This window comes from Candidatus Binatus sp., assembly GCF_030646925.1.
In the GTDB taxonomy this organism is placed as follows: domain Bacteria; phylum Desulfobacterota; class Binatia; order Binatales; family Binataceae; genus Binatus.
In genome coordinates this window covers 15819-39220 of record NZ_JAUSKL010000031.1, presented here as the reverse complement: position 1 = coordinate 39220, position 23402 = coordinate 15819, and the positions used below count along the sequence as shown (strand labels likewise).

Sequence of the window (23402 nt, the reverse complement as noted above, 5' to 3'; positions counted from 1 at the left end):
GCCACTACGAACCAGGGGACCTCCACAAGATTTTTCGTCCTGGCACCGAATCTGATCGCGGCAGAGACGATGGACGGCAAATTGGCGGAATCGACGATTTGCCGCAATCTCCGCTGCCACGAGCTGCGCGAAATTGGCCGCTGTAGAGTGAGATCTGGTTCGATCGCATTTTTCGATCTGGTTCGATCACACTTTTCCGATGCTTTTTCTGGAAGTTTCTCGGCAGCGCTGCGCCGGCCGGTATTCATGCCGCTCGCGCTCCGGCTATTAGAACGACTAATCCGGCGAGGCTCGATGGGACGTTTGGAGAGGGTTTGAACGCCATTCATCGCTTGAGCGCAGACGGACCATACGACGGTCCGAAGCCCCACTGCACAGCCAATTCGTCCGCTTCCTTCTCGCCGTCGCCACCTGACAGTAAAGCGGTCGAGGCGGCGGCGGCGTGGTTCAGGAAGACGTGCGCGCATTCGTGAGCGATCACATTCATCGCGCGCGCGACAGAGCCCTTGCAAATCTCTGCTGACAGCAATACCACGTCCTGGACTTTATCTTCCTCCGTGGCCGCCGTGAACCACTGAAATGCCTCACCGAGCTGGCCCGAACCCAACGCGACGAACATCACGTTTCGCTGCTCAACCAGATCCTCGTAGGCTTCGATTGGCAGTCGCACGAGCGTCTGTGCAATGAGCGAGCGCATATCCCTCTCGCCGCGACCCGCGATCGTGGAGTTTCCCCACACAACAATTTCTTCAGCAATCTGCCTGAACCGATCTTGGCTTGGACTGGTGGTCTCATCAATGCTTGCCGGGCGCGGCTCCGCTCGATTGCTTCCCGTTTTTTCACGAATCTGCGCAATGAACCGTCTGAGTTGATGTTGACTTGGCCAGCGCGCCGGCGCGCTCTCCCGAAGGCGTTCGCGGAGCAACGCCATTGTCCCTTTCGGGCTAAGGTACGGCTGCTCTGCGTGTAGGGCGATTATCGCATCTCTGAGCTTCGGGTTACTGTTGATCACTCCTTGCCCAGCGCGATTGCCGTATGCGTCAGGAGTTAAGTCGCCATTGTCGCTTCTCTGTTTCAGCCACCTCTTTATAGTGATCGCATTCGCCGGCCGCCCGAGTTCCTCCAGCGCCCACGCAACGTCGATTTTGCCGGTGTTACAAAGGTCTTCGAACCGGACGAGCGCGAGATCCTTCCTCAGGTTCTTTCCCGCTCCCTCGATAAATGAATCCCACGCTGACAAGATCGCACGCTTCGCCCCGAGACGACGCTGGCTCTTCTCCGAGTCAGCGAACGGCGGAAGTTTGGTCCTCACGAAAGAACTCTCTACTCGACGCTGCGAACTTCGAGCTCGGTAGTATAGCCGCTCGATCGCTCCAGGCGATGGCGCGCCGTCGTGATCAAAAACCGGCTGTCGAACTGGCCGAAGCCGCTTATATCGACGATGTTGCCCGAAGCCATCGCCACGTTGCCGGGCATCGCGAGCGAGCCGGTGGTCTCATTCATGTTGTTGCGATGCAGCGCCGCGATCGCGAGCTGCTTGGCCTGCTGGCCGTTCTCCGCGCGCTGCTGAAGCTTCAATACATCGCCGGTTGGTACCGGCCGATCAGCGTTGAAGACGGCCGAGATCAGCTTCTTGGTAGCGGGGTCCTGATAGGTCACCTGCGCAGATTTGTAGAGTTGATGCGTTTTAGCTTCGAACCTGAATCGTTCCACCTCGGTCCGCTTGATCGTCGCAACTGACGGCCGCGCTTCCAGGCGCGTCTTCGAGGTGAATATCAGCTGCGGCGGCCGCACCGCGAAATTGTAATTGTGATCCTCTGCCAGCTCGCGGAGAAACTCGAGGTCGGTCTGATTCTTCTGAGTCATTCGCTCAATCTTCGGATTGATCGTTTCGGGCTCCGCCTTGAGCGTGTAGCCATGCTTTTTCGCGATCGCGCCGGCGATCTCGGTCACCGTCAGATTTTCATATGCCGTCGTGTTGGCAGTGCGGAGCGATGGCTTGATACCGGCCGCTAGACACTTCATGTGAACGGTGTCGGGCGGGCCTTTGAGCTCCACGGAGTCAACCTCGAAGTCGCCGCACGGCACGAGCTTCTCGTGCTCGTATCCAATATTGAGAGTGACCAGGTCGCCGCGAATGGGAAACCACGGCCCTTGCCATCGCTTGTCGCGGTCCTCGAACTCGACTTCCATCTCGGGCGAGAGTTTTTCAACTTCGCTGGTGTAGGTGATCGAAATCACCATCCCCGAGACCTTGGCCGTCAGCGACACGCCGCGATAGCTGAGATCCCAGCGCGGACTCCGGACCGGCAATGAGATCAGGCTGCCCATTCAAGCCACCCACAGCGCGAAAGCCAGCGCGGCGAAGAACGCGAATGAGAACATCGAGCCCGCCACGTCGAGCGTGCCGTTGAAAAAATTCACGCGCCCGCTGCCCGAACGCAGAGCGTCGCGGATCGTCAGACAGAGGCATCCGAACGCGAGGAACGTGACGAACCATTTCAGCAGCCAGTATGCGATCGCGCCGATCATTGTAGCCGCCTCCTCTCTTCTGAAATCACTCGCTGCACGTGCCGCGTGGTCAATTTGAGTTTGCGCGCGATCGCGTTGGTCGAAAGCCCACGAGCCAGGAGAGCGAAGATTCGAGGGCGGGTCTGTGACGGCCGCTGCGGTAACAGAATGCGCGATCCCGCGTGCGCGGAGGATAGCGCCCGCGTTGAGGCTTCGCCAATCAGGCATACCATATCGTCAAACGCCGGCGTTTCCTCGCGCGGCACGCGAACGCGCGTCCCGCCATACTTCTTGAGTACCGCTCCGGTCTCTTCTTCGCCGAGCAGCGCCACGAGCTTTTCGCGCGAAAGATAAACGATCCGTTCGTCGTCAGCGTCATAGGGCATCGTCCGAAACCACAGCCTCCGCTTCCGCACCATCCAATCGTTTTCGCCACGCCTTCAGCATCTCGATGACCTTGTTGCACTCTTCGGGCGAGAGCCACTGAATCGCATCTTTGCCCGTCGCGCGGTTCACGAACCTGCGCAGCGCCGCTTTGCTCGAATCCTTCATTTCGCCGGTGCGCGCCAGCTCGCCCCACAGCGCCAACAGCTTCCGAAGATGGAGATCGCGAGTCTCAATCCAGTTGGGATTTCTTTTCCGCGGCGGTGCGACTTTGAAACCGAATGACGTTAACTCGCTGATGAGCGCAGCGCGCTCGCGCGCGTTGAGCTTGCCCGAAGATTCGACCGGAGTGCCGCGAAACTTTGCGCTCACTCGACGCACGATCGATCGATACACATCTTCATCGAGATGCAGCTGCTTGGCCGCGATGTGAATCTTGGCCAGATCGATTCGTCTTGTCGGGTCGCCTGCCATCAGTACTCGCGCCGATTCTTACGCGCCAGCTTGCGCTGGATGATATCGACCAGGTAGTCGGCGTGCTTTTCCAATTCCGCGCGGAGATCGGCGGCCGACTTGCCCTCGCCGTCGATGTTGACTGTCTGATTGACCGTCACGTAAATGCCCGAATCGGCGACGGGCGCGCCTCGAGCCGGCAATGCTGCGTACGATGGCGCGGCACTCAGTGCCATCGGCATAGCGATCGCAGCAACTGCGGCCATGCGATGGATCGCGCGCATCGCCGGCGCCGGTTGCATTGAGTCGGCGAAGGTATCGACGATGCTTGGTCCGCGTCCCAATTTGCTGAGCGGCCCTTCAGGCGGCGGCGAGTGTCCGATAATCAGACGCCCGATTCTGCCGGCGAGTTCTTCAATCTTGTGAACCGGCCACATGATCGCGCTCGCGATTCCATCGCCGAGCATTTTCATCAGGTTCGCGCCGGCGTCATAGAACCGGGCGCCCACCGAACCGATCCAATCGATCGCGGCAGACAGGCCGCCGCTTATCGTCGCGCCGATCGAGCCGAATACTTCACCGAGCGAACTGACCCATCCGAAGGCGCTTGAAAAGCCCCTTTCAAGCTGGCTCCAAACGCCGGAAAATAGCTTCGTGACCGATGCCCAATTCTCGTAGAGTTCGTAGGCGGCCGCCGCAAGCACCAGGATGATGCCAATGCCGCTTAGTATCTGCACGAAACTGAGCGCCGCGCCGAAGCTATAGATTGCCGTCGCGGCCGAGTAGAGCGCTGGCATCAGAGTTTCGACTAGCGATGCACCGAGACTCACAGCCTTGCTTGCCAAGCTGGAAGCCGCGCCGACGACCTTCATTATCGTATCCTTGAGATAGAGAAAACGGATCGCATGGCCTTCGAAGTCGAGCGCGAAACCAGCCAGCTTCAACCCGTTGCCGAATAGGACCGCGCCGGCCGAACCCGCCATCAGCAGCGTGTTCGCGACTCCGAGAAACGTACCGAGCCCCGCGATCGACAGCGTCAGAATCTTCGCCGTCGTACTGTGTTTCTTGAAGAAGTTTCCGACTCCCTCCAGGACGTCGCCGAAGAACCTGAATGCGCTAGTAATCGCAGGCAAGGCCGGTCCGCCGATCTCCTCCAACATCGCGGCCGCCTGATGTTTGAAGATGGCCATCTTATCGACCAGGTTGTCGATCGACTTGCCATACATCTTGTGAAGATCGCCCGATGCGCCTGTGATCAGTTTCGTCTTGCTCGACACCTCGCCGAGATTTTCGATCACCTGAAGCCACGCGCCCGGATTGCTGACTCCGATCTCACCGAGCTTGCGCAGCTTGTCGATCTCGGGGAGGCCGTCGATCATGGTGGCCATCTGCTGGAGTCCGCCCATGATGCCTTGACTGAAATCGATGCGGCTGCCGCCGGCGAGCGACTTGTTAACGAACTCGGTCAATGACGCTCCGAACTGCATCGCGCCGCGCCCTTTCAGCGTTTCGCCGATCAGGCCGGTGATCGAGAAGCCCTCGGCAAGCGAAGTGTTGGTCGCCTTAAAGACACCTCCCACGCGCGATAGCGTTTGCATCAGCAGCTCGGGCTTATCGACGCTGTACAGCGAGAGCGTTTTTGCGACCATGTCGCCGGCCTTGCCCGCATCAACGCCCATGACCTTATAGGCCAACGACAGAATCCCTGTTGTGGTTTCGATATCCGCGCCGCTGACCTTCGCGAGCTCAAAGGCGCGCGTCGTCGCGTCGGTCGCGCTCCCGATGTTGTGATACATCGCCTGCATCGGGGCGAAGGCGGCGACGAACGCTTCCGGCGTCGCCTCAGGATGGCTGGCGGCGAATTTATCGGCGACGCCTCTCAGGTTCTCCAGCTGCCCGGCGTTGAAATCGAAGCGCGCGCCTACCCGCGCCATCGCTTGTTCCATTCCGGCGGCCGGCTCGATGATCGCCGCGCCCCACTCCTGCAACTTGCTCGCGCCCTCGGAAATGATTGCGGACTGGAGCGCCATCCGCTCGCCGATGCCCGCGATGCGCTCGCCCAGGTTGGTCGCGCGCTCGGCAACCGAATCGAACTTGCGGCCGATCGTATCCATCACGCCGCTGATTCGATCGACGCCGGTGAATAGAACCGCTAATTTGAGCTCAGTTGCCATGCTTCATCCGCCTTCGCGCCGTGATTTTTCTGATCACTTCCGGATTCGGAGACCAATCACCACTCAGAACCGTTGCTTTGAATGTCGGCCAGTGCACAAGAACCTTGGCGCCAACTCGCACGACGCCTTCGGCCTCACCGAAATATCCTTCCGCGATTCGATTGCGCATCGAGCCAGTTGACATTCTCGTCCGGATCCCCAGCTCTGCGCTCGTCCCGTATTCGAGATCGCCGTTCCTCGATCGCTCGTGCTTTATCACCGCGATCGCGGCCGAGCGGGCAGCGACGCGGACCAGCGTCATCATTTCGCGGAACTCAAACACTCCGGTTCGTCGCCTTCGAGTGATGCGAGATTTGGCCCTTGTGCTCTTCATCGCGATGCTCGCGCCTTCGCGCCGCGCCCGGTTCCAGAACTCCAGCCGATGGCCAGATTTGAACCTCTGAGGACTGCCGCCCTTTCTTGGTTCAAACTCTTTCCCGCAACCACATCCGCACAACATCTCGCCCGTACCTCACTCCAAGCGTGCACGCTGGGGTTCCGCTCAAGTGACGGCCATTTGTGAAACGCCCGACATAGCCGATAAACAACCCCGATTCACTGCGGTGAGCTCACCTGAACGATCTCGTTGGTCGGATCGTCGGCGCACGGACCCGGCATGCAACCGTCGTGGGTCAAACGCACCTCGACGTGGTTTGCTTCAGCGGCCCTCGCGATGATCATTCGATAGCGCCCGATGAGAGGCTCCTGACAGTAACAGCAGCGAATCTCATCGAGGCCTGACTCTTCTGCGAAGGCCTTCAGATAGGCAAAGGCTGCGTCCGGGAAGTACAGGAACGGACAACCTGCCGCTGGTGCATCTGGCGTCGCGCTGTTTTCCTCCTCGCGCCGGTAGTTGCCGGCGAGGTCGGCGGCCAGAAAATCCTCAAGGCACGCCGGATGGAGGAACGTCACACCAAGGATGTTGGCTCCGTCATATCGCTGAACCGCATTCAGAAAAAAAGCACCCAGCGGTGCCTTGCCGCACTGGAAGCAAACAGGATCGGCGAGCTTTTGCTGCTCCGCCCAATCGATCAGCAGGTACTCGATCGCCGCCAGCCGCAATTCGATTCGATCGGTAGGCTTGATCATCGGCTAGGTTTCCTGGCCGGACCAGGAGCGCGTGCAACTAACAACACGCGCTCCCGGCGCCGAACCCATGCGCGCCAATCCCTAACGCGCACCCGGCCAAGTCTTTTTGAATTTCAATTCTCATCAGCGCCGCTTCATCAGCAGGCGTTCCAGCCCGGTCGCAATATTGCGCTCTGCGATCGGCGTGACTTCAGCCAGCGCGGGTTCCATGTACGGCCGCCCCGGAATGTTCACGCTCGGCCGCAACAGAAACAGCGGAACGCTCTTTTCGTTTTTGCCTTTGCCCTGAGTGCCGAACAGAATGCCGCTCTTGAAAAACGTGCCGGTGTAGCCATATTTGCCCGGCGTCCCGATCAGGTCGTGCGCGCTGCCGCGCGCGACGTGGCGGCCGGTCATAAACGCTTCCAGGGGAATCGTCAGATTGGCGGCGTTCTTCGCGTGAATATCGCCGCCGCGCTCCTGAATCTCGGCGTACTTTTCAGGCGAGCCGACCCGCCCTGTGACTTCGTGCTCGCGCTCGACAATATCTTCGATGATGAACGCGCGGAGCCGTCCAGTGCCCCGGCCGGCGGTCCTCTGCTTCAGGATTCGCGTCGCCGTGCGCTGCAGAAGAATTTGAGCAGCATGCACATCGCGGGCGATCTCTTTGCGCATGTCGGCGCTGAAGCTCGCGATCTTCGCGGCGATTCCCTTCCCGCCGACGAGAGTCACTTTGAAGTCGCTCATATCGACTACTCGACTTTTTCTCCGGGCAGCGGCTTCGTATCCGCGTACGCCGGCGCTGACAGTTCGAGCGCGCGCATCGCGTGCATGACGCCAACCAGGAGCGTGTCGTACCCGTCCTTTGCGGACGGATCGAATGCCTTCAGCCCCGCGATCGCGGCCGCGACGTGCTCCTGAATAGGCACCTTCGCCCAACTTGAGTAGGAACCTTTTTGCTGGCTGGACAGAACGTCATGCGCGCGATCGACTTCGTCATGCGCTCGCATCAGACCAGCCGAGCCGCTCGACGATACCGCCGTTCGCTGCGATCGCGCGCTCGTCGAATGAGACGGCGCGTGCGACAGACTGAGCCCGCCTCGCTTCTGCGCAAGAAAAGTGCGCTCGTCGATTCCCATCGACGCGCACATTTTGCGGTCCGCTTCTGTAAGATTCGTGCTCATCGTTCCCTCCGCTCGATTACGATCGTCAGTCGGTCTCTTTAGTCGCGCTGGCTCAGCACGCCGAGATTGAGACGCTTGCCGCGTTGCGCTGCAAAAGCTTCCGGCGACACTCCCGTCAGCATCGAGCAGACCGCGAGCTCGTGCGGCGCCAGCCTCGCTCTGCCGGCGTAACTGGGCTCGACGCCTGGGCTACTCGACGAGCGCGCGTGTGACAGGCTGAGCCCGCCGCGCGCTTCACCGTTTGCCATCGAAGTACGAATCTTGCGGTCGGCGTCGAGTAAACTCATGTTTGCCTTCTCCTCGTTCGCGCCCGTCTGGCGAAGTGGAATAAACACTCCGCCGACTTGAATTTTATCTGACGCGCTCACTCTTCGACTTTGGTTTCGACTTGCGCGGAATTGCCACCGCGCGCGCGCTGCCGGCGTTCGTCGAGCGTTTTGTTTTCGCGCGCCGCCTGCTCATTCGAGCGTTGCACCATCAGCTCGTGATTACGTTCTTCCTCGATCGCGAGCTTCTCGTGCTCGATCGCCGTGCGCATCTGCGGACTGTTCATCCAATCTTCGACGGACATGTGTGCCGGACCGAGCGTGCGTCGAACCTCATCGCGCGTGATTTTGCGGCCGGAGCTCAATTCGACCGACGATGCGCGGATGTTCTTAAAGCCGTTGCGATCGAGAAAATGCTGTAACCCATCTATTTCACCACCCGACCATCGCTTTTGGCGCAAGGCCTCAACGTAGTCGGCCATCTGCGGCGCCCTCGGCGGCGCGAGCATCTGATCGACGCGGCGCTCGAACTCGGTTAGCAGCTTGCGCAATCCGGTCATGTCCAGACTTTCGATCAACGGCGCCGCGCTTCTGTTCAGATCTCGAATCGCGTGGGCTAGCTGCCTCGCGCCGTCGTCTGTCGGGATCTCGCGCTCACATACTCGCGCGACGACCAGGCTCACCCATCGGCGCGGATCCACGATGATCCGGTCGAGAGCGGCTTCCAGTTCCACCGCCGCTGCCTTGACCAACACCTTCCGATCGTCCGCGACATCCTGTTCAGCCATCTTCTTCTCCGTCGAAATTGACTCGTTGTTTTGCATTCTCACTTCACCAATCGCAGTGCCGGCCGCGCGTTCGACCGCGTCGGCTGAGATTTTTTGTATCCCTGAAGCAGTATTGCCGTGAGTTCGGGAAAACGCCTTCGAAGAATCATTGCCGTAAGATCGGGAAAACGCTCGGGGTCGGCCAGAATCTCCAGGTCATTCACGAGCGATGTTACATCTCGCGCAAATTCCGTTTCCTCAAAGTTGTCCAGGTGCGTTCGGATAAGTTTGGCCGCCATCTTGATGGACTTCAGCGCGGTTTCTTCGAGGTCGGCACGAACGTACGTAAAGGCGACCGCGCTCAAGATTTTCGCCTTCAGGTGCTCTCGGCTCGCGAGTTCAGCTTCGAACGATCGGAGCAGATCGTACAGAGCGGCGCTCACCTTGCTGTTTACAGGCGCCTTCAACTTCACTTCTTTGGGCGGTTTTTCGGTCTTGTTGCGGGCCATCGGACTTTCCTCGGGCAGTGCAAAAGATTCGGCTTTAGCGGTTCGGTTCATTCGTCGTCTATTTCCGATTGCGGCTTGAGTCGTCATCAGCGATTGATTTTTGACCTTTGCGATCGCTGCGATCCCTGCTCGCCTTCGTCATCGAGATTCAGCGTCGGATTTTTCAAAAGCGCGGCCAGCAGGTGCGCTTCCGCGAATGCCAGCTTGAGTTCTGGAAGCGGAGGAACTTCCTCCGCGCAGCGGGAAACTGGCATCAGCAGATCGTTAATTTCGTCGAGGTATGCGAGCGCGGTTACAACATAGAGCTCGGCAGGAAAATCACTCCACGCCGGTTTAGCCCCACCGAGTTCTACCTTCTCGATAACCGCAGTTCGCGCTTCGCCTATCAGGAGCCCGAGAGTGTTGAGTTCATCGCCCAGGAGCCGGTACGCGCGAGCGTGCCCTTCCCGGACGAAGGCGAAGCGGCGATCGGCCGTCCGAACCGCGAAGTGTAAGTGCCGCTCCGCTTGCCTGGTCGTAAGAAATGCGGCCGAGTGCTCCTCGTACGCGGCGATCAACAGGCCCAGTCTTGCGAGGCTGCGATCGAGCTGATTGAGAAACTCCGAAAGTGATTCGGGAGCTTGATATCCGGCGTTCGAATGCGACTTAGTCGTTTCAATGCTCATTTTTCGCAAGCTCCTCTTTTAGATTCGGATCGTAAATCGAGCCGTCAGCCGCGCGTTTCGGTGCGAGAGGTCCGGTGTCGCGCGCCAAAGTGAAAACCGCCTGACCTGCGAATCCGCGGTTAGAATCCGCCTCGCGCCGCTTGCGCGCATATCCGGCCGCCACCAACGCGCCCAGGTACTTCCAGACGTTTGCAATGCTCGCGTCGGAAGTCGCTGCGAGATCGGAAATGGTGAACGAGCGCAGGATGCGCATCGCGCGCCAGATTAGATCGCGCGCATTCGGCTTCGCCGATGGCAGCGCGATCTCGCGAAGCGCCTTGTAACGCGCAACGCCGTGATGACCGCGTGCCGGAACGTGCGCTCGAATCATGCGCACATGGCCTCTCGCGATCAGCGCAGAAAAGCACGCCTGGACGTTGTCACGCGAAGCGCCGGCCGCGCCGGCAATTTCGAGCAGCGTGAACTCGCCGCGCGAGTTAATCTCGCGCGCGATCCGATCGCGTACGAACTCGCCTCGAGATTCTGATGCCTTCCGCCGGCCTCTCATAGCGCGTTCTCCAAGTCCATCGTCCGCGACCCTCGCGATGGTTCCGAGAACGTAAACGATCCGCCGCTCCATTCCGGCAAGCTCACTTTTGACAAATTGTGTTTTCGCGCGAACCGCTCGATTCGGCTGAGGCCGACGCTCAGCCGGCGCATCGAACCGCCGCTCGATCGATGTAGCGCCGCGAGCAAATCGTCGCTCACGCGCACCTCGCAACACATATCGGCAAGAGTGCGCGCGTCCTTCAAATCAGCCGGCCGAAACTCGATCCACTGACTGACTCGGCTCGCTAACTGTTCGCGATGCGCGACGCGCTGCCGGAAGCTCGCCATGCCGATCATCAAGACTGGCATGGACGAAATGTCGTGAAGGTCGCGCATCGAATCGCAGAGGCGCGGATTTTCGACGACGTAGTCGGCCTCGTCGATGAAGAGCGGCCGGTTCAGTTCCGACATCGTTTTCGCGATGAAGTTGATCATCGGCGCGGCGGTCCGAAACGGCGCCGAGCCCAGCTCCCGCATGATCGAACTGCACAGCGAAGTAGGAGTGTCGGTTGCGATCGCGCGCACATAGACCGCGTTGTGCTTGACCGCTGCCCACGCGACTGCCTGCGTTTTTCCGCTCCCGGCGCCGCCCGAGGCGATGGCCATCACCGGCATGCCCGGATCGGACGTGCACAACGCATCGACGGCGGCGGCGAGCATCTTTAGGTTGTTGACCATCGCGATCCGATTCTTCATGATGCTGTTTCCTTGTACTGTCCGCGTCCGGTTCGCGCCGGACGGTCCGTGAATGGCCTGCGATCGCATCGCGGGCCATTCGTTTTCGCGATAACCAGCGGCGCAGGCTGTAGTCATTTTCCCGCACCAGCGGATTTCAATTCATCTTCAAGGCGGGAGAGGTACTCGAACATCTTCTGGAAGCCCTTAAGCCAAACCAAGTCCGTTTCCGGAACCTCCGACTCGGGCATCGCTTCGAGTGCGCGTGCTTTTACATAAAGCTGGTCGTCGCTCAGGAGCGTCGAGGGCCGTTCCTCTTGCTCCGTCATCTGCCTGATAATTTCGGCGCCGCGCGCGATCTCGTCTAGCCGCTGCGCCTTCTCGGCGGTGCGCCGCGCGTTCGCTTCCGCGCGAGTCTCTTTGCGCGTATCGGCTTTGGCGGCGTCGGCGGCCGCGTCCAGCGCTGGTGTGCTGAACGGCACGAGGGTAGCGGCGCTCTCATAATGCGGCGCACGCGCAGCTTCGCGTGCACGCGCTCTTTCGATAAACTCTGCGGCGTCGAATTGGCGCGACTCTCTCTTCGCCTTGGCGCGTATCTCCTTTTCTCTCTGCTTCCGCTCCTGATTCACTTCGAGCGCGAGCGCGTGTCGTGAAGCGCCGGTGAGCTCGGGGCATTCGGCGTGGCAGATGAAAGCTGGCGGATTGATCGCGTACACATGGATGCGGCCCGAATCGCCCGGATTAAACCGCACGCGAACGCGCTCGTTTACGTGCTCGCCGAGCGCCAACGCCCAGTAGTCGTGTCTCTCGATCCTGATCGCGGTTCTGCCAACCTTCCGCAGATCGCCGCCCTTCGGAGAGGGCGCCAGCACATAGCGAAGCGCCGCCAGGTCCGCTTTGCGAAGTTCGCCGGAGTACTCCGCCGCTCTTTGATTTGGCGAGCCGCCGGCAAGTGCGGCGTGCGGGCGATTGCCATAGATATCACGGCAGAATCGATCTAACTCAGCTTGCAAATCGTGCGGCGTTAGTTTGCAATCGAAAATCTTCTCGGTCCCTTTTCCGCGCCGATTGGCGAACGACGTGCGGTCGCGCACCTCCGCCGCCTCTTTCGGACTGTGCCCACCAAAGCCCGGCAGACTCGGAATCAAAACATGCTCGATCGTCCAGATGACGCGTTCGACCACGCCTTTTCCTTCCGGGGTATAGGGAAGCGGCGCGGAATAGGTACTGCCCATTTCCATGATCGCTCGCTGGACTTCAGCGTTCATGAACTCGGAGCCGTGATCGCCACGAATCTCCTCAGGGATGCCGCCCCATTCTTTGACGACGCGAAATAGTAAGCTGAGAGTCGCGGCGGCGCTCGGCGCGGTCGTTACAACGCAGAGAACGCGCCGCGTGAAAACATCGATCGCGACGACGATCCAATATCGGCGCCCGTCGGAGCAGAAGATCGAAGCTTTCGTGCAATCGATCTGAACGACCTGAAGCGGACGCGTGAGATGCGCGCTCGCACGTCCAACCATCGCCGCGAATTTCTTCTTATAGAGGTCCGGTGCATAGACGACCGCGAGTTCCCGTTCGCGCCGCTCCTCATCTTTGGCGACGAAGCGCAGGATTTGATCATAGGAAGGCGGCTGGCCCGCGCCGTTCCAATTCAGTTTGATGACGCGCTTGATCTCCGCGATCGACATTCCGTGCCGCTGGCCACGAAGTTCCCTGATTGTTTTTTTGAGGTCAGGGTTGCGATCGATCAGGCCGTCGTCGGCGCGGTTCCCATACTTGCCCGCGAGCGCTGCGATTCCACGCTCGCGGCGAATTTTCAGCCAAGTGTTGAGGCGATGCGCCAATAGCTTCTCCATCCGAAGCTCCCTCAGCGCATCGGCAACATCGATCGTGCCGTTATTGCAAGACTCGCAGAACTTCCCGAGCCGCTTCCGCTCGCTCACTCCTACTACGAGAGGAAAAACATCCCATTCGGCTAGAACAGTGAGCTTGCCTTCGATGCGCGCCTTGCCGTTTTCGGTTTCGGCGAACGCCGGTACGTCTTTCGCTCTCTGCCTCTGGCGCGATTGTCCTGCGAGGCTCTCCGGCGCCGGCGTGATCGCGGGCGTGATATTTGGCTTCGATTGAATTGAATCGGACTTGCTCTGATTTTTGATTTCCTTCCACGCTTCGGCCGGTAGAGCCTTCAGCGCAGCGGGATTATCGAGATCGTAGTAATATGCACCGCCAATTCCGAAGCGGCCGAGATCGCTCCATCCATTGCGCTTTGCGAGGCGTTTTATAGATCGCGGATGCCTCGAAAGGCTCGGCAGACGGGCAAGGTCTCTCGCCGCAATCGGCCTCATTGCTGCCCTCGCAAAACCGGACCACGCAACAGCCGACGTTTTCGCTGATAGCGTGAAGGCCAAATTTCGTTCGGCTTAACACCCAACGCGGCCGCGATGATCGATTGAGCCTTGGGGTATACTCGATCCAAAGCTTCGCGGACGGTGTTGCGTCGATAGCCGTTTCGGAAAGAAAGTTGCCTGAGACTGATTCCGCGTCTATGCAGTTCCGCGATGATGTATTCGCGCTGCCAATCGGCGGGCGGACTTGCGTTATAGGCAGCGGTCGGAGAAGATGCGCGGAGACTCATGGCGTCCCAATTTGTCGCACAGAGTTTACAACAAGTCAATACCTGTCGCCTTTGATTGACAGACCGATTCCAGTAGCGCCTAGCTCATGAAAAAATCACTGAAACAACCTGATCCGCATGTATCCGACAAACGCTTAGCCGTCAGGCGAGGGCAAGCCCTGGTCCACCCTCGCTCTTTCGTGGAGCGTTTAAACCAAGTAATGCTGGGTCGAAATGTCGCCGACATAGCTAAAAAAATTGGCGCATCGCGAGCTACGCTCTATAAATGGTTCGGAGGTCGCGAACCGAGTCTTGCTAACCTCGCAGCCTTCGCGAAGGCCACGAACGTCAGCCTCTCTTGGCTGATCGCGGGTGAGGGTCCCAGGAACTTGGGCGAACTCCCTGGATACCTCGCACCTAACTCTATCAGGGCGCCAGTGCCCGTCGCTTTTGAGAGGGGATGGCTGCGAGAAACCTTCGGTCCCGAATGGATCGTTACCTCAGAAGACCTAGCCGAAGGACCGCGCAAATTGGTGCGATCACAAATCGTTCAGGTCCAGGACGATTCGATGCATCCAACGTTGCTACCAGGCGATCTATTGCTATGCAGCCTGGATGAGGTCTCCAGGGAGACGACTCCGCCCAATGGAATTTACGCGGTGAGGCTGTTTGGTTCCAAGGAGATGATGAAGAAGTTCGCGCGGGACTTCACAACAGAACGGCTAGTGCCGCGTCGGGTCGAGTGGCGAAGCAATCGCCGGGGGGTCATTAGATGTGATAATACAGCGTACCCCACCGCGACTGAGGTTGCTGACGGATATGAGAAGAACTCGGTTGCTGGAAGAGTGGTGCTGCGAATCACAAAGGTCTAGCAGCGTGACGTGTCCAACTTCAAAAGCGAAGTTGGACACCTTCGATACGTCGTAACAATCATTTAACTACTGATATTATTAGCTTTTCGCCGAAGTTGGACGCTCGCAGAAAGTTAGGTTTGGTTCGATCGCACTCTGTCTAACTTCAACGATTCAGCGAGCGGTTGCGCCACAAAGCGCGCGTAGCCGCGTCGGTCAGTTCCCGCGTTGCCCGTTTTTAGGTCCAACTTCAAGGCTCTTTCAAACGTGCTTCAAAGGGTCGTCACAATTGCCCTGGAGCCCGAAGAAACCCGCGCGGGGCTTACGAAAATTGTCGCCATCCCACGCAATCCCACACAGTTCCGGGTGATCCCGCCTGAATTGCCACTGTGATCGAACCATCCCTGATTTCACAGCCGCAGAAGCGCAGATTTCGATACCTTGTGGCCAAACCGTAAGGGGAGAAGGACTCGGTGGCGGAGAGGGAGGGATTCGAACCCCCGGAGCCGTGAGGCTCACCTGATTTCGAGTCAGGCCGGTTAAACCAAACTCCCGAACCTCTCCGCGATCGACGAGCATTGATGTTTGCGCTTATACAGTCAAGCCAGTGCGATTGCCGGGACGGGCGTAGGCCGAATCAACACGGTGCGCTTCGCCGCGCTTGATGCGGGATGCGTCGGCATTCGTCGATCACACTGCCGACGCTTCGTCGTTTTCCGATTTTCCAATAATTTGCTAGCTTCAATTCGATCCTAAATTGGTCCTGCGTATCGATTTTGCGCGAAAGCGCGAGGAGCGCACCTGTATATGGCATCGGAACCGACCATGGACCGTATCTCGACCACGCTCGAAACCGTATTCCAGCGCTCGTATGCGGTCGAAGCCCCCGATCTCCGCCGCCTCTACGAAAACGCCAAGCGCGATCAGTGGAACGCCTCGCGCGATATCGACTGGACCGCCGACGTCGATCCCGAGCGCGGAATCTTCGCCGACGAACTGATCGACGGCCACGGCACCCCGACGCTAAATCACCTCGACGCGCCGACCTTCAAGCGGCTCAACGTCGAGTTCTCGTGCTGGCGACTCTCGCAACTGCTGCACGGCGAGGAGGGCGCGATGCTCGCGTGCGCGCAACTGGTCGATATGGTGCCGGGCAACGACGCCAAGTTTTTCGTCGCGACCCAGGCCGTCGATGAGGCGCGCCACGCCGAAGTGCTGAGCCGTTATCTGATCGAGAAATGCGGCGGCAAGATTTATCCGATTAATGGCAACGTCAAGCGGATTTTCGATTACATCCTTGGCCACGGCAAATGGTTCGTCAAAACCGTCGGGCTGCAACTGCTCGCCGAGACGTTCGCCGTGTCGCTGTTCCGGATGCTGATGGAGACCGCCAAGGACCCGCTGCTCCGCCAAATCTGCCGCCGGATTTTGGCCGACGAATCGCGCCACATGGGATTTTCGGTGCTGAGCCTGCCGGATGAAATCCGCAGCCTGAATTCCTCCGAGATGCGCGAGCTCGAGGATTTCGTGCGCGAGGCGCTGACGTTGCTGCTGAGCGGGCAATTCCCGCGCGAGGCGTATGAGGCCGTCGGCCTGAATTCCGCCGATATCAATACGATCTACCACGCCCGCAAAGAAATCGCGCGCGGCACCGACTACGCTTACTTCCGCAAACTGTTCCGGCGCGAAATGCATTCGACGGTGGTGACCAACATGAAGAAAGTCGGCTTGCTCAACGATCGCACGACCGCCTTCATGCGCGACATGGGAATCGACACCAACCTCGCGAGCGCCGCGTAATGGCCGCCGCAACTGCGCCGGCAATCACGCGCGATTGGCGCTCTCAACTTGGCGCGCGCCTGGTATCGGCCGAGGACGCAGTCTCGCATATCAAGTCGGGCGACCGCGTGTGCCTGTCGATCGCGCAGCAGACGCCGTTCGAACTTTGTCCCGCGCTGGCCGGCCGCCTGATGGATCTCGAAAACATGGTGGTGAGTCACGGCGCGGCGGTGATGAACTGGGATTTGCCGGGACTCGGCCAGCGCTTTCGCCTCGAGTCGATGTATCTCACGCCGTACGACCGGGCGATTTATCATCGCGGCGACGCCGAGTTCACGCCGGTGCAGTACTATCGCGCGGGGCATCTGCCGCCCGCGCTCGACAATTTCAACGTGTACCTGATGGTGGTCTCTCCGCCCGACGCGCATGGCTACTGCAATTTCGGCGAATCGCAGATCATGTCGAAGCTGCTGGCGCGCAACGCCGATCTGGTGATCGCGGAGATCGACAAGAAATCGATCCGGGTCGGCGGCGACAACTCGATTCATATTTCCGAGATCGATTATTTCGTCGAACGCATGATCGAATTGCCGGAATTCAACTTGCCGGTGACCAACGAAGAGGAAGCGCGCAACATCGCGACGGTCTGCAATTTGGTCGCCAAGGAACTGATCCCCGACAAGGCGACGCTCCAAATCGGCGTCGGCTCGATGTCCGGGATGCTGTGCCAGCATCTGCACGATCATCATGAGCTCGGGATGCAGACCGAAATTATCCCGCTGCACACCGCGCCGCTGGTCCAGGAAGGCGTGCTGACCGGTAAGCACAAGAAACTTTTTCCAGGCCTGGTCGTGGGATCGGGAATCGCGCCGCTCACGCCGCGCGAGCAACTCGATTATATCGACGGCAATCCGAAGTTCGCGCTGTACGATTTCAATACCACCGACGATATTCGGTTGATCGCGCAGGAAGAGGGACTCATCTCGGTCAACAACGCGATGGCGGTCGATCTCACCGGACAGACCAACGGCGAATCGATTGGACCGCTGATGTACACGGGCACCGGCGGACAGACGGCGTTTGTTATCGGCGCGGCGCTCGCGGGCGGCAAGACGGTGATCGTGGTGCCCTCAGCCTCGATGGTCAACGGGAAGCGCATCTCACGCATCGTGCCGGTGCTCGATCCCGGCAGCGTCGTGACTTCGCAGCGCGGCTTTTTGCACTACGTCGTGACCGAGTACGGAATCGCGACCCTGAAGGGCAAATCGATCCGCGAACGAATCGAGGAGCTGGTCGCAATCGCGCATCCGGATTTTCGATCGGAGCTGCGTTCCGACGCGAAGCGCATCTACAAGTACTGATCAACCACCAAGACACAAAGGCACCAGGTCAGAGAAATATTTTCTTATTGGTGTCCTTGTGCCTTGGTGGTGAAAGGTCTTAGCGGGGGCGGATGTTGTAGAGTCCGGCGAATCCGGGCGGACGCCATCCGCCGTTCGCGCACGTAACGCAGACGACGAACTGCTTGCCGCGTCCGTCCTCCGCACCCATCAGCGCCACCGCGCTTTCGGTCGAAACCGGCTTGTTGCACGCGACGCAAGTCGCCATCAGCGACTTGTTATTCTTGGCCATGTTACTCGGCATTGCTGCGAAACCCGCTGTCCGTAGTAGCGATCTATAGCTAGATCGGAAAGAACTTTAGATTGGAAACACCTTGCGTGCGTTTTCGCCGAGCAGTTTTCGCTGCTGCGACGCGCTTAACTCCTTCACCGAGCCGCGAATCAGATGCGGCGCGTCAAGATTCGAATCGACGTGCGGGAAATCCGATCCCCACAGCACGTGCTCTTCGCCGAGCAACTCCATCACCGAGCCGATTGATCTTTCCTCAGGCTCCGCGACGACCCAGATGTTGCGGCGAAAATAATCTGACGGCTTGAGCTTGGTCGGATAGGTCCATCCGAGCAGTCCGTATTTCTGATCCATCCGATCCATGATGTACGGCGCCCAGCCGCATCCAGCTTCCACGCATAGGACCTTGAGCTGCGGAAATCGATCGAACAAACCGTCCGCCACCATCGTCATCGCAGCGGGCACGACCTGCGCGAATCCGCCGAGCGCGAAGCCGAACACGGTGCGGAATTCGTTGGGTTGATAGAACTGTCCTATAATTCCCGGCGCGCGATTGAAGCGCACGATCACGTGCAGGCATACCGGGATGCCCGCTTCCTCGCACTCATGCCAAATCGGATCGAAGTCAGGATGCGAGAAGCGCCGGTTGCCGATCGTCTCGGGCGGCAGAAAGATTCCCTTGAAGCCGAGCTTGATGCATCGCTTGAGCTCGGCGAGCGCCGCTTCGAGGTCCTGCAGCGCGATATGCGCGATCGGAATCACGCGGCCGCGCGCGGCGCTCGCGAAATCGTGAATCCAGTTGTTGTAAGCGCGCGCGTACGCGCTCGCGAGGTCGTTGTCCGCGACGTCCCACAATATCCCGACCGTCGGAAACAGCACGCCCGCGGTCACGCCCCATTCGTCGAGCATCCTGATGCGCTCGGCTGGCAGATAGCTCGCCGGCGGGCATCCGTCGAGGTAGGTTTTCGAGCCGGGGACGAACAGTTGCTCACGCGGCAGATTGGCGCCGCCGAGGCCTGCCAGCACGCCTTTGAGCACCGGCTGATTGTCGATCATCAGGACTTCGAGACCGTCGGCCGGATCCTTGACGATCCTGATTGCGCGATCGCGAAACTTCGGCTCGAGATAATTTTCCCAGAGGTCGGGCGGTTCCATCACGTGGGAATCGCAATCTATGACTAGCGAATCGGTGTCGGACATTCAGTTGAATCTAACACATGGAAGGTTGCGTGACGAAGCGTGGTTTGAGGAAGTCGGCGCGCGCGCAACCGTCGAACCTGCCAATCGTCACTTGCTGCTTGCGACCACGCCGATCAGCGCGATGCCGACCGCGATCGCGCCCATCACCACCAATACGAAGATGAATTGCCCGATCGCGTGCGCCGCCGATTGCTGCTGCTCCGAGATCGGTTCATCGACGTGCGCCGAATGAGCGCCCGAATGGTAGCCGCTATGCGACGTATAGTAGATGCCGGTGCCCGGGATGCCGACCGTTTTGCGCACTCCCGTCCGGCCCATCGTGACGTGCGCGCCGCGCATCCCGACCGTCAGGCTGGGTCCCGACTTAGAGAGGTTCACCGATAGTCCCGGGAAGATTGAAACGCGCCTATAGAACCTGAAATTGCCCATCCCGCCTCCTGATCACGTGGCGCGGCGAGCACGGAAGAACTCACTCATCAGCGCCGCGCATTCCGCTTCCATCACTCCGCCCGTCACCTCGAACCGATGATTCAGCCGGCCGTCGCGACCGATGTCATAGACCGAGCCGAGCGCGCCGGCTTTTTCGTCGCGAGCGCCATAGACGACTCGCGCGATTCGTGCGTTGATCATCGCGCCGACGCACATCACGCACGGCTCGAGCGTCACGTAGATCGCGGCGTCGATTAGCCGATACGACGCGAGCACGATTGCCGCCGCGCGCATCGCGAGGATCTCCGCGTGCGCCGCCGGATCGTGCGACGCGATCGGCCGGTTGTGCCCCGCGCCTATGATCTGTCCGTTCGCCACGACGATCGCGCCGACCGGCACCTCGCCCTCGTCCTGCGCGCGCCGAGCCTCGTCAAGCGCTATTGGCATGAAGATGCTGTCGTTGGAATTGCTCATTGCGATATTGTCGATAGTTCAATTTGGTCCGCCGCCAGACTTCCCTTATTGCGATTCGGCCCTGCGGCCCGAAGTCGGCTCCGCGTTCAAAATGTAGATTGACATCCCGCCGCCGCGACACCAAGATCACGGGTGGGGGTCGTTCAAATGAAGAAGCTCATTCTTATCGCGACGGTGATGGCCTTGAGCGCCGCCGGCGTGGCGTTTGCCGGCGCTCGCGTCGAAGTAAAGGATCCCGCGCAAATCAGCCAGGAAGCCGACATGCATCGCCGCTACGACCATCCGAAGACCGAGGTGGTCAAGAACGAGCTGGTGAAGATCGACATCACGAGAGACTCGATCATGCACTCGTGCTGTATGCCGCCGAACCTGGTCGTGGCCGGCAAAGTCACCAACGTCACGTCGCAGCCGCTTGATTTTGTTCATCTGAATTTTGCGTTCGAAGACAAAAACGGGAAAATTCTGCACGCCGAGGGACTCTACAATCACAAGGCCGAAAGTCTCAACGACGATCCTTCGGTGCAGAAGATTCTGAACGAGAAGCCGCATTTCGAGCCGCTCCAGCCGGGCGAAACCGACACCTTCGCGTTTTCGATTCCGTGTCCGGACCTGCCCGAGTTTTCCAAGGTGGAACTGTACGCGAGCAACGTGAGGTAACTCGCGCTTCGGATTTCGTCACCGCCTGATGCCTGAAATTGGAGCCATCGATCCGCTCGCGCTCAAAGCGCGGCTCGATCGCGGCGAGCAGATCTTCGTCCTCGACGTGCGCGAGCCGTACGAGATCGAGCTCGCGCGGTTTCCCGGCGCGAATCACATCCCGATGGACGACATCCCGGCGCGCCTCGACGAACTCGATTCGAATCGCGAGATCGTCGTCGTATGCCATCACGGCGTCCGCAGCGCGCAAGTCGCGATGTATCTCGCGCGGATGGGCTTCGCGCGAGTGCTCAATCTGAGCGGCGGAATCGACCTCTGGTCGGAAACCGCGGACGCCCATACGCCGCGCTACTAACTCGCCGCGCAAAGCGGGATACTGTCGCGAGCATCAGCCGCTAACCGGTGGCCGAACGTATGGAAAATCCAGCGATGACGTTTCTCGCCGCGGCGATTCAGATGACCGCGTCGTCGGACAAGGCGGCCAACCTCGAGCGCGCGGAAAGACTCGTTCGCGTCGCGGCGGCGCGCGGCGCAAACTTGGTCGCGCTGCCCGAAGTTTTCAACTGGCGCGGAAAGCGCTCCGAGCAGGCGCAGGCGGCCGAGACGCTCGACGGGCAAACGCTCGCGCTGATGTCGAAACTTGCGCGCGAACTGCGGATTCATCTGCTCGCGGGATCAATCACCGAACATGCTCCCGGCGAAACGCGATGCTACAACACCTCCGTGCTGCTCGATCGCGAGGGCGCGCGCGTCGCCGTCTATCGCAAGATTCATCTGTTCGATGTCGAACTCCCTGGCCGGGTGACTGCGCGCGAATCCGACGCGAAGCTGAGCGGCGCCGACGTGGTATGCGCCGAAACTGCGCTCGGCCCGATTGGCCTCAGCATCTGCTATGACTTGCGCTTCCCGGAACTATATCGCCGGCTCACGTTTGCCGGCGCGCGGATAATCGCGATTCCGAGCGCGTTCACATTTCCGACCGGCGAGGCGCATTGGGAGCCGCTGATTCGCGCCCGCGCGATCGAGAACCAGGCTTACGTGATCGCGCCAGCGCAGTTCGGCCCGAATGTGTACGGCTACAGTGATTACGGCAATTCGATGATCGTCGATCCGTGGGGGCGCGTGCTCGCGCGCGCCGCCGATCAGGAAGGCGTCGTGGTAGCGCCGATCGATTTGCAATACCAGGATCGCGTGCGCAGCGAATTGCCGGCGCTGAAGCACGCGCGATTGCATCGCGAGTCCCGGTAAATCTGCAAGCGCCCATCCAACCGGGAGAATCGCCGTGGCCGAGAAAAAGAAGACCGGCTTCTTGTTCGAAGAAATCTACCTCTGGCATGACGCGGCGATCAGCGCGTTCCCGGTCGAGCCCGGCCAGCATTTTGAAAATCCGGAAACCAAGCGCCGCTTCCGCGATCTGCTCGCCGTTAGCGGCCTGCTCGAACGCCTACAGCCGATCAGGGCGATTCCCGCCGCCGAAGATGATCTCGCTCGCTTCCACACTCGCGATTACATCGCGCAGATCAAGCGCATGTCGGCGGAGCGCGGCGGCGAAGCCGGTGAATTCACTCCCTTTGGCCCCGGCAGCTATGAAATCGCTTTGCTCGCCGCGGGCGGCGTGATGCGCGCGGTCGAAGCGGTGGCGACAGGTGCTGTCGAAAATGCCTACGCCTTGGTGCGTCCGCCCGGTCATCATGCGGAGCCGAATCGCGGCCGCGGATATTGCATCTTCGGCAACATCGCGCTCGCCGTGATGCAGGCAAGAGCGAAGCTTGGAATCGAGCGAATTGCAGTTGTCGATTGGGATGTGCATCACGGCAACGGCACGCAGCAGGCGTTTTACGAAAATCCGAACGTGCTGACGATGTCGATTCATCAGGACAATCTTTACCCGGCGAACAGCGGCAGCATGGACGACAACGGAATCGGCAAGGGCGCCGGTTACAACATCAACATCCCGATGCCGCCCGGATGTGGCGGTGGCGCATACGTGGCCGCGTTCGAGCAGGTGATCGTGCCGGCCTTAAAAAAATTCAAGCCCGAACTGATCGTGGTCGCGTCGGGGCTAGACGCGGCAGGCACCGATCCGCTCGGGCGCATGATGCTCCAGAGCGAACATTATCGTCGCTTGACGCGAATGATTCTGGAGGTCGCTGCCGAGGTCTGCGCGGGCCGCGTGGTGCTCTCGCACGAAGGCGGCTATTCGGCGGTGTACGTACCGTTTTGCGGCTTGGCGATCATGGAGGAGCTGTCCGGCATCCGGACTGGCATTGTCGATCCATTTCTCGAACTGGCCCAAAGCTGGGGCTACCAGGAACTTCAGCCGCATCAGGCGGCCGTTATCGATCGCGCGGCCGCGTTACTCATCCGGATCAAGTAACGGATAATCCACCGCGCCGTGTGACATCTGCCGCTTCTCCGGCTAATGTCGGCGTGCCGAACAACAGTCTTCCACGATTTCCGCGCGATGACTCCGCGCGGCGTCC

Annotated in this window: 29 protein-coding genes and 1 tRNA gene; 8 read left to right on the top strand and 22 right to left on the bottom strand. The window is 59.8% G+C overall.

Annotated elements, in window-relative coordinates; translation table 11 throughout:
* The 13 genes from Q7S58_RS05160 to Q7S58_RS05100 form a co-directional block, all read right to left on the bottom strand.
* A partial coding sequence (locus tag Q7S58_RS05160; RefSeq protein ID WP_304821530.1) for a hypothetical protein occupies positions 1-248 on the bottom strand: 248 nt, incomplete at its 3' end.
* Positions 249-325: 77 nt separating this feature from the next.
* Entirely contained in the window at positions 326-1312 is a 987-nt protein-coding gene (locus tag Q7S58_RS05155) for a hypothetical protein (RefSeq protein ID WP_304821528.1), read from the bottom strand.
* Positions 1313-1323: 11 nt separating this feature from the next.
* Complete coding sequence (locus Q7S58_RS05150) at positions 1324-2331, bottom strand: phage late control D family protein (RefSeq protein WP_304821526.1); 1008 nt, start codon at positions 2329-2331, stop codon at positions 1324-1326.
* Complete coding sequence (locus Q7S58_RS05145; protein WP_304821524.1) at positions 2332-2532, bottom strand: hypothetical protein; 201 nt, start codon at positions 2530-2532, stop codon at positions 2332-2334.
* Positions 2529-2897, bottom strand: a complete 369-nt coding sequence (locus tag Q7S58_RS05140; RefSeq protein ID WP_304821522.1) for a hypothetical protein — start codon at positions 2895-2897, stop codon at positions 2529-2531. Before Q7S58_RS05140 ends, Q7S58_RS05145 begins: the two co-directional genes overlap by 4 nt.
* Positions 2887-3369, bottom strand: a complete 483-nt coding sequence (locus Q7S58_RS05135; protein WP_304821520.1) for a regulatory protein GemA — start codon at positions 3367-3369, stop codon at positions 2887-2889. Before Q7S58_RS05135 ends, Q7S58_RS05140 begins: the two co-directional genes overlap by 11 nt.
* Positions 3369-5522 (bottom strand): phage tail tape measure protein, encoded by a 2154-nt coding sequence (locus Q7S58_RS05130; protein ID WP_304821518.1) that lies wholly within the window; start codon positions 5520-5522, stop codon positions 3369-3371. The genes Q7S58_RS05135 and Q7S58_RS05130 overlap by 1 nt, the downstream gene beginning before the upstream one ends.
* Before the next feature lie 594 nt (positions 5523-6116).
* Positions 6117-6650, bottom strand: coding sequence for a hypothetical protein (locus tag Q7S58_RS05125; RefSeq protein ID WP_304821516.1), 534 nt, complete (start codon positions 6648-6650; stop codon positions 6117-6119).
* 123 nt (positions 6651-6773) lie between these two features.
* Entirely contained in the window at positions 6774-7376 is a 603-nt protein-coding gene (locus tag Q7S58_RS05120; RefSeq protein WP_304821514.1) for a hypothetical protein, read from the bottom strand.
* 5 nt (positions 7377-7381) lie between these two features.
* The gene (locus Q7S58_RS05115; protein WP_304821512.1) at positions 7382-7813 is read right to left on the bottom strand and encodes a hypothetical protein; all 432 of its coding nucleotides are present in this window, start codon (positions 7811-7813) and stop codon (positions 7382-7384) included.
* Positions 7814-7851: 38 nt separating this feature from the next.
* Positions 7852-8100, bottom strand: a complete 249-nt coding sequence (locus Q7S58_RS05110) for a hypothetical protein (RefSeq protein ID WP_304821510.1) — start codon at positions 8098-8100, stop codon at positions 7852-7854.
* A 77-nt stretch (positions 8101-8177) separates the two neighbouring features.
* The gene (locus tag Q7S58_RS05105) at positions 8178-8867 is read right to left on the bottom strand and encodes a hypothetical protein (protein WP_304821508.1); all 690 of its coding nucleotides are present in this window, start codon (positions 8865-8867) and stop codon (positions 8178-8180) included.
* A 38-nt stretch (positions 8868-8905) separates the two neighbouring features.
* Complete coding sequence (locus Q7S58_RS05100; protein WP_304821506.1) at positions 8906-9211, bottom strand: hypothetical protein; 306 nt, start codon at positions 9209-9211, stop codon at positions 8906-8908.
* A gap of 251 nt (positions 9212-9462) precedes the next feature.
* Between Q7S58_RS05100 and Q7S58_RS05095 the strand changes: the two genes are divergently transcribed.
* Positions 9463-9849 carry a hypothetical protein gene (locus tag Q7S58_RS05095; protein ID WP_304821504.1) on the top strand — a complete coding sequence of 129 codons (387 nt, stop codon included), beginning with the start codon at positions 9463-9465 and terminating at the stop codon, positions 9847-9849.
* Positions 9850-10009: 160 nt separating this feature from the next.
* Here the strand turns inward: Q7S58_RS05095 and Q7S58_RS05090 are convergent, their stop codons facing one another.
* From Q7S58_RS05090 to Q7S58_RS22070, 4 genes are all read right to left on the bottom strand, one after another.
* On the bottom strand, positions 10010-10567 hold the full coding sequence (locus tag Q7S58_RS05090; protein WP_304821502.1) for a hypothetical protein: 558 nt from the start codon (positions 10565-10567) through the stop codon (positions 10010-10012).
* Positions 10564-11304: an AAA family ATPase gene (locus tag Q7S58_RS05085; RefSeq protein WP_304821500.1), complete on the bottom strand. Its 741-nt coding sequence runs from the start codon at positions 11302-11304 to the stop codon at positions 10564-10566. Before Q7S58_RS05085 ends, Q7S58_RS05090 begins: the two co-directional genes overlap by 4 nt.
* Positions 11305-11417: 113 nt before the next feature.
* A complete protein-coding gene (locus Q7S58_RS05080; RefSeq protein ID WP_304821498.1) occupies positions 11418-13631 on the bottom strand; it encodes a DDE-type integrase/transposase/recombinase in 2214 nt (737 codons plus the stop codon).
* Positions 13628-13921 carry a helix-turn-helix domain-containing protein gene (locus Q7S58_RS22070; RefSeq protein ID WP_370655458.1) on the bottom strand — a complete coding sequence of 98 codons (294 nt, stop codon included), beginning with the start codon at positions 13919-13921 and terminating at the stop codon, positions 13628-13630. The genes Q7S58_RS05080 and Q7S58_RS22070 overlap by 4 nt, the downstream gene beginning before the upstream one ends.
* Positions 13922-14007: 86 nt before the next feature.
* On the opposite strand from Q7S58_RS22070, the gene Q7S58_RS22065 reads away from it, so the two are divergent.
* Complete coding sequence (locus Q7S58_RS22065) at positions 14008-14772, top strand: helix-turn-helix domain-containing protein (protein WP_370655457.1); 765 nt, start codon at positions 14008-14010, stop codon at positions 14770-14772.
* Positions 14773-15225: 453 nt separating this feature from the next.
* On the opposite strand, the gene Q7S58_RS05075 is transcribed toward Q7S58_RS22065, so the two are convergent.
* Positions 15226-15315: transfer RNA gene (locus tag Q7S58_RS05075), tRNA-Ser, on the bottom strand.
* A 243-nt stretch (positions 15316-15558) separates the two neighbouring features.
* Between Q7S58_RS05075 and Q7S58_RS05070 the strand changes: the two genes are divergently transcribed.
* The gene (locus Q7S58_RS05070; RefSeq protein WP_304821496.1) at positions 15559-16551 is read left to right on the top strand and encodes a ferritin-like domain-containing protein; all 993 of its coding nucleotides are present in this window, start codon (positions 15559-15561) and stop codon (positions 16549-16551) included.
* On the top strand, positions 16551-17891 hold the full coding sequence (locus Q7S58_RS05065) for an acetyl-CoA hydrolase/transferase family protein (protein ID WP_304821494.1): 1341 nt from the start codon (positions 16551-16553) through the stop codon (positions 17889-17891). Before Q7S58_RS05070 ends, Q7S58_RS05065 begins: the two co-directional genes overlap by 1 nt.
* Positions 17892-17970: 79 nt before the next feature.
* Here the strand turns inward: Q7S58_RS05065 and Q7S58_RS05060 are convergent, their stop codons facing one another.
* From Q7S58_RS05060 to tadA, 4 genes are all read right to left on the bottom strand, one after another.
* Positions 17971-18162, bottom strand: a complete 192-nt coding sequence (locus Q7S58_RS05060) for a hypothetical protein (RefSeq protein WP_304821492.1) — start codon at positions 18160-18162, stop codon at positions 17971-17973.
* A 66-nt stretch (positions 18163-18228) separates the two neighbouring features.
* Positions 18229-19314, bottom strand: a complete 1086-nt coding sequence (locus tag Q7S58_RS05055) for an amidohydrolase family protein (protein WP_370655456.1) — start codon at positions 19312-19314, stop codon at positions 18229-18231.
* A 132-nt stretch (positions 19315-19446) separates the two neighbouring features.
* Positions 19447-19788, bottom strand: a complete 342-nt coding sequence (locus Q7S58_RS05050; RefSeq protein ID WP_304821488.1) for a DUF4236 domain-containing protein — start codon at positions 19786-19788, stop codon at positions 19447-19449.
* A gap of 12 nt (positions 19789-19800) precedes the next feature.
* Positions 19801-20262: a tRNA adenosine(34) deaminase TadA gene (gene tadA, locus Q7S58_RS05045; protein WP_304821486.1), complete on the bottom strand. Its 462-nt coding sequence runs from the start codon at positions 20260-20262 to the stop codon at positions 19801-19803.
* 147 nt (positions 20263-20409) lie between these two features.
* On the opposite strand from tadA, the gene Q7S58_RS05040 reads away from it, so the two are divergent.
* The 4 genes from Q7S58_RS05040 to Q7S58_RS05025 are packed head-to-tail and all read left to right on the top strand — an operon-like array spanning position 20410 to position 23296.
* The gene (locus tag Q7S58_RS05040; protein WP_304821484.1) at positions 20410-20919 is read left to right on the top strand and encodes a hypothetical protein; all 510 of its coding nucleotides are present in this window, start codon (positions 20410-20412) and stop codon (positions 20917-20919) included.
* 28 nt (positions 20920-20947) lie between these two features.
* A complete protein-coding gene (locus Q7S58_RS05035; RefSeq protein ID WP_304821482.1) occupies positions 20948-21274 on the top strand; it encodes a rhodanese-like domain-containing protein in 327 nt (108 codons plus the stop codon).
* 59 nt (positions 21275-21333) lie between these two features.
* Positions 21334-22167 carry a carbon-nitrogen hydrolase family protein gene (locus Q7S58_RS05030; RefSeq protein ID WP_304821480.1) on the top strand — a complete coding sequence of 278 codons (834 nt, stop codon included), beginning with the start codon at positions 21334-21336 and terminating at the stop codon, positions 22165-22167.
* 34 nt (positions 22168-22201) lie between these two features.
* Positions 22202-23296: a class II histone deacetylase gene (locus Q7S58_RS05025; RefSeq protein ID WP_304821478.1), complete on the top strand. Its 1095-nt coding sequence runs from the start codon at positions 22202-22204 to the stop codon at positions 23294-23296.
* Positions 23297-23402 lie beyond the last annotated feature (106 nt).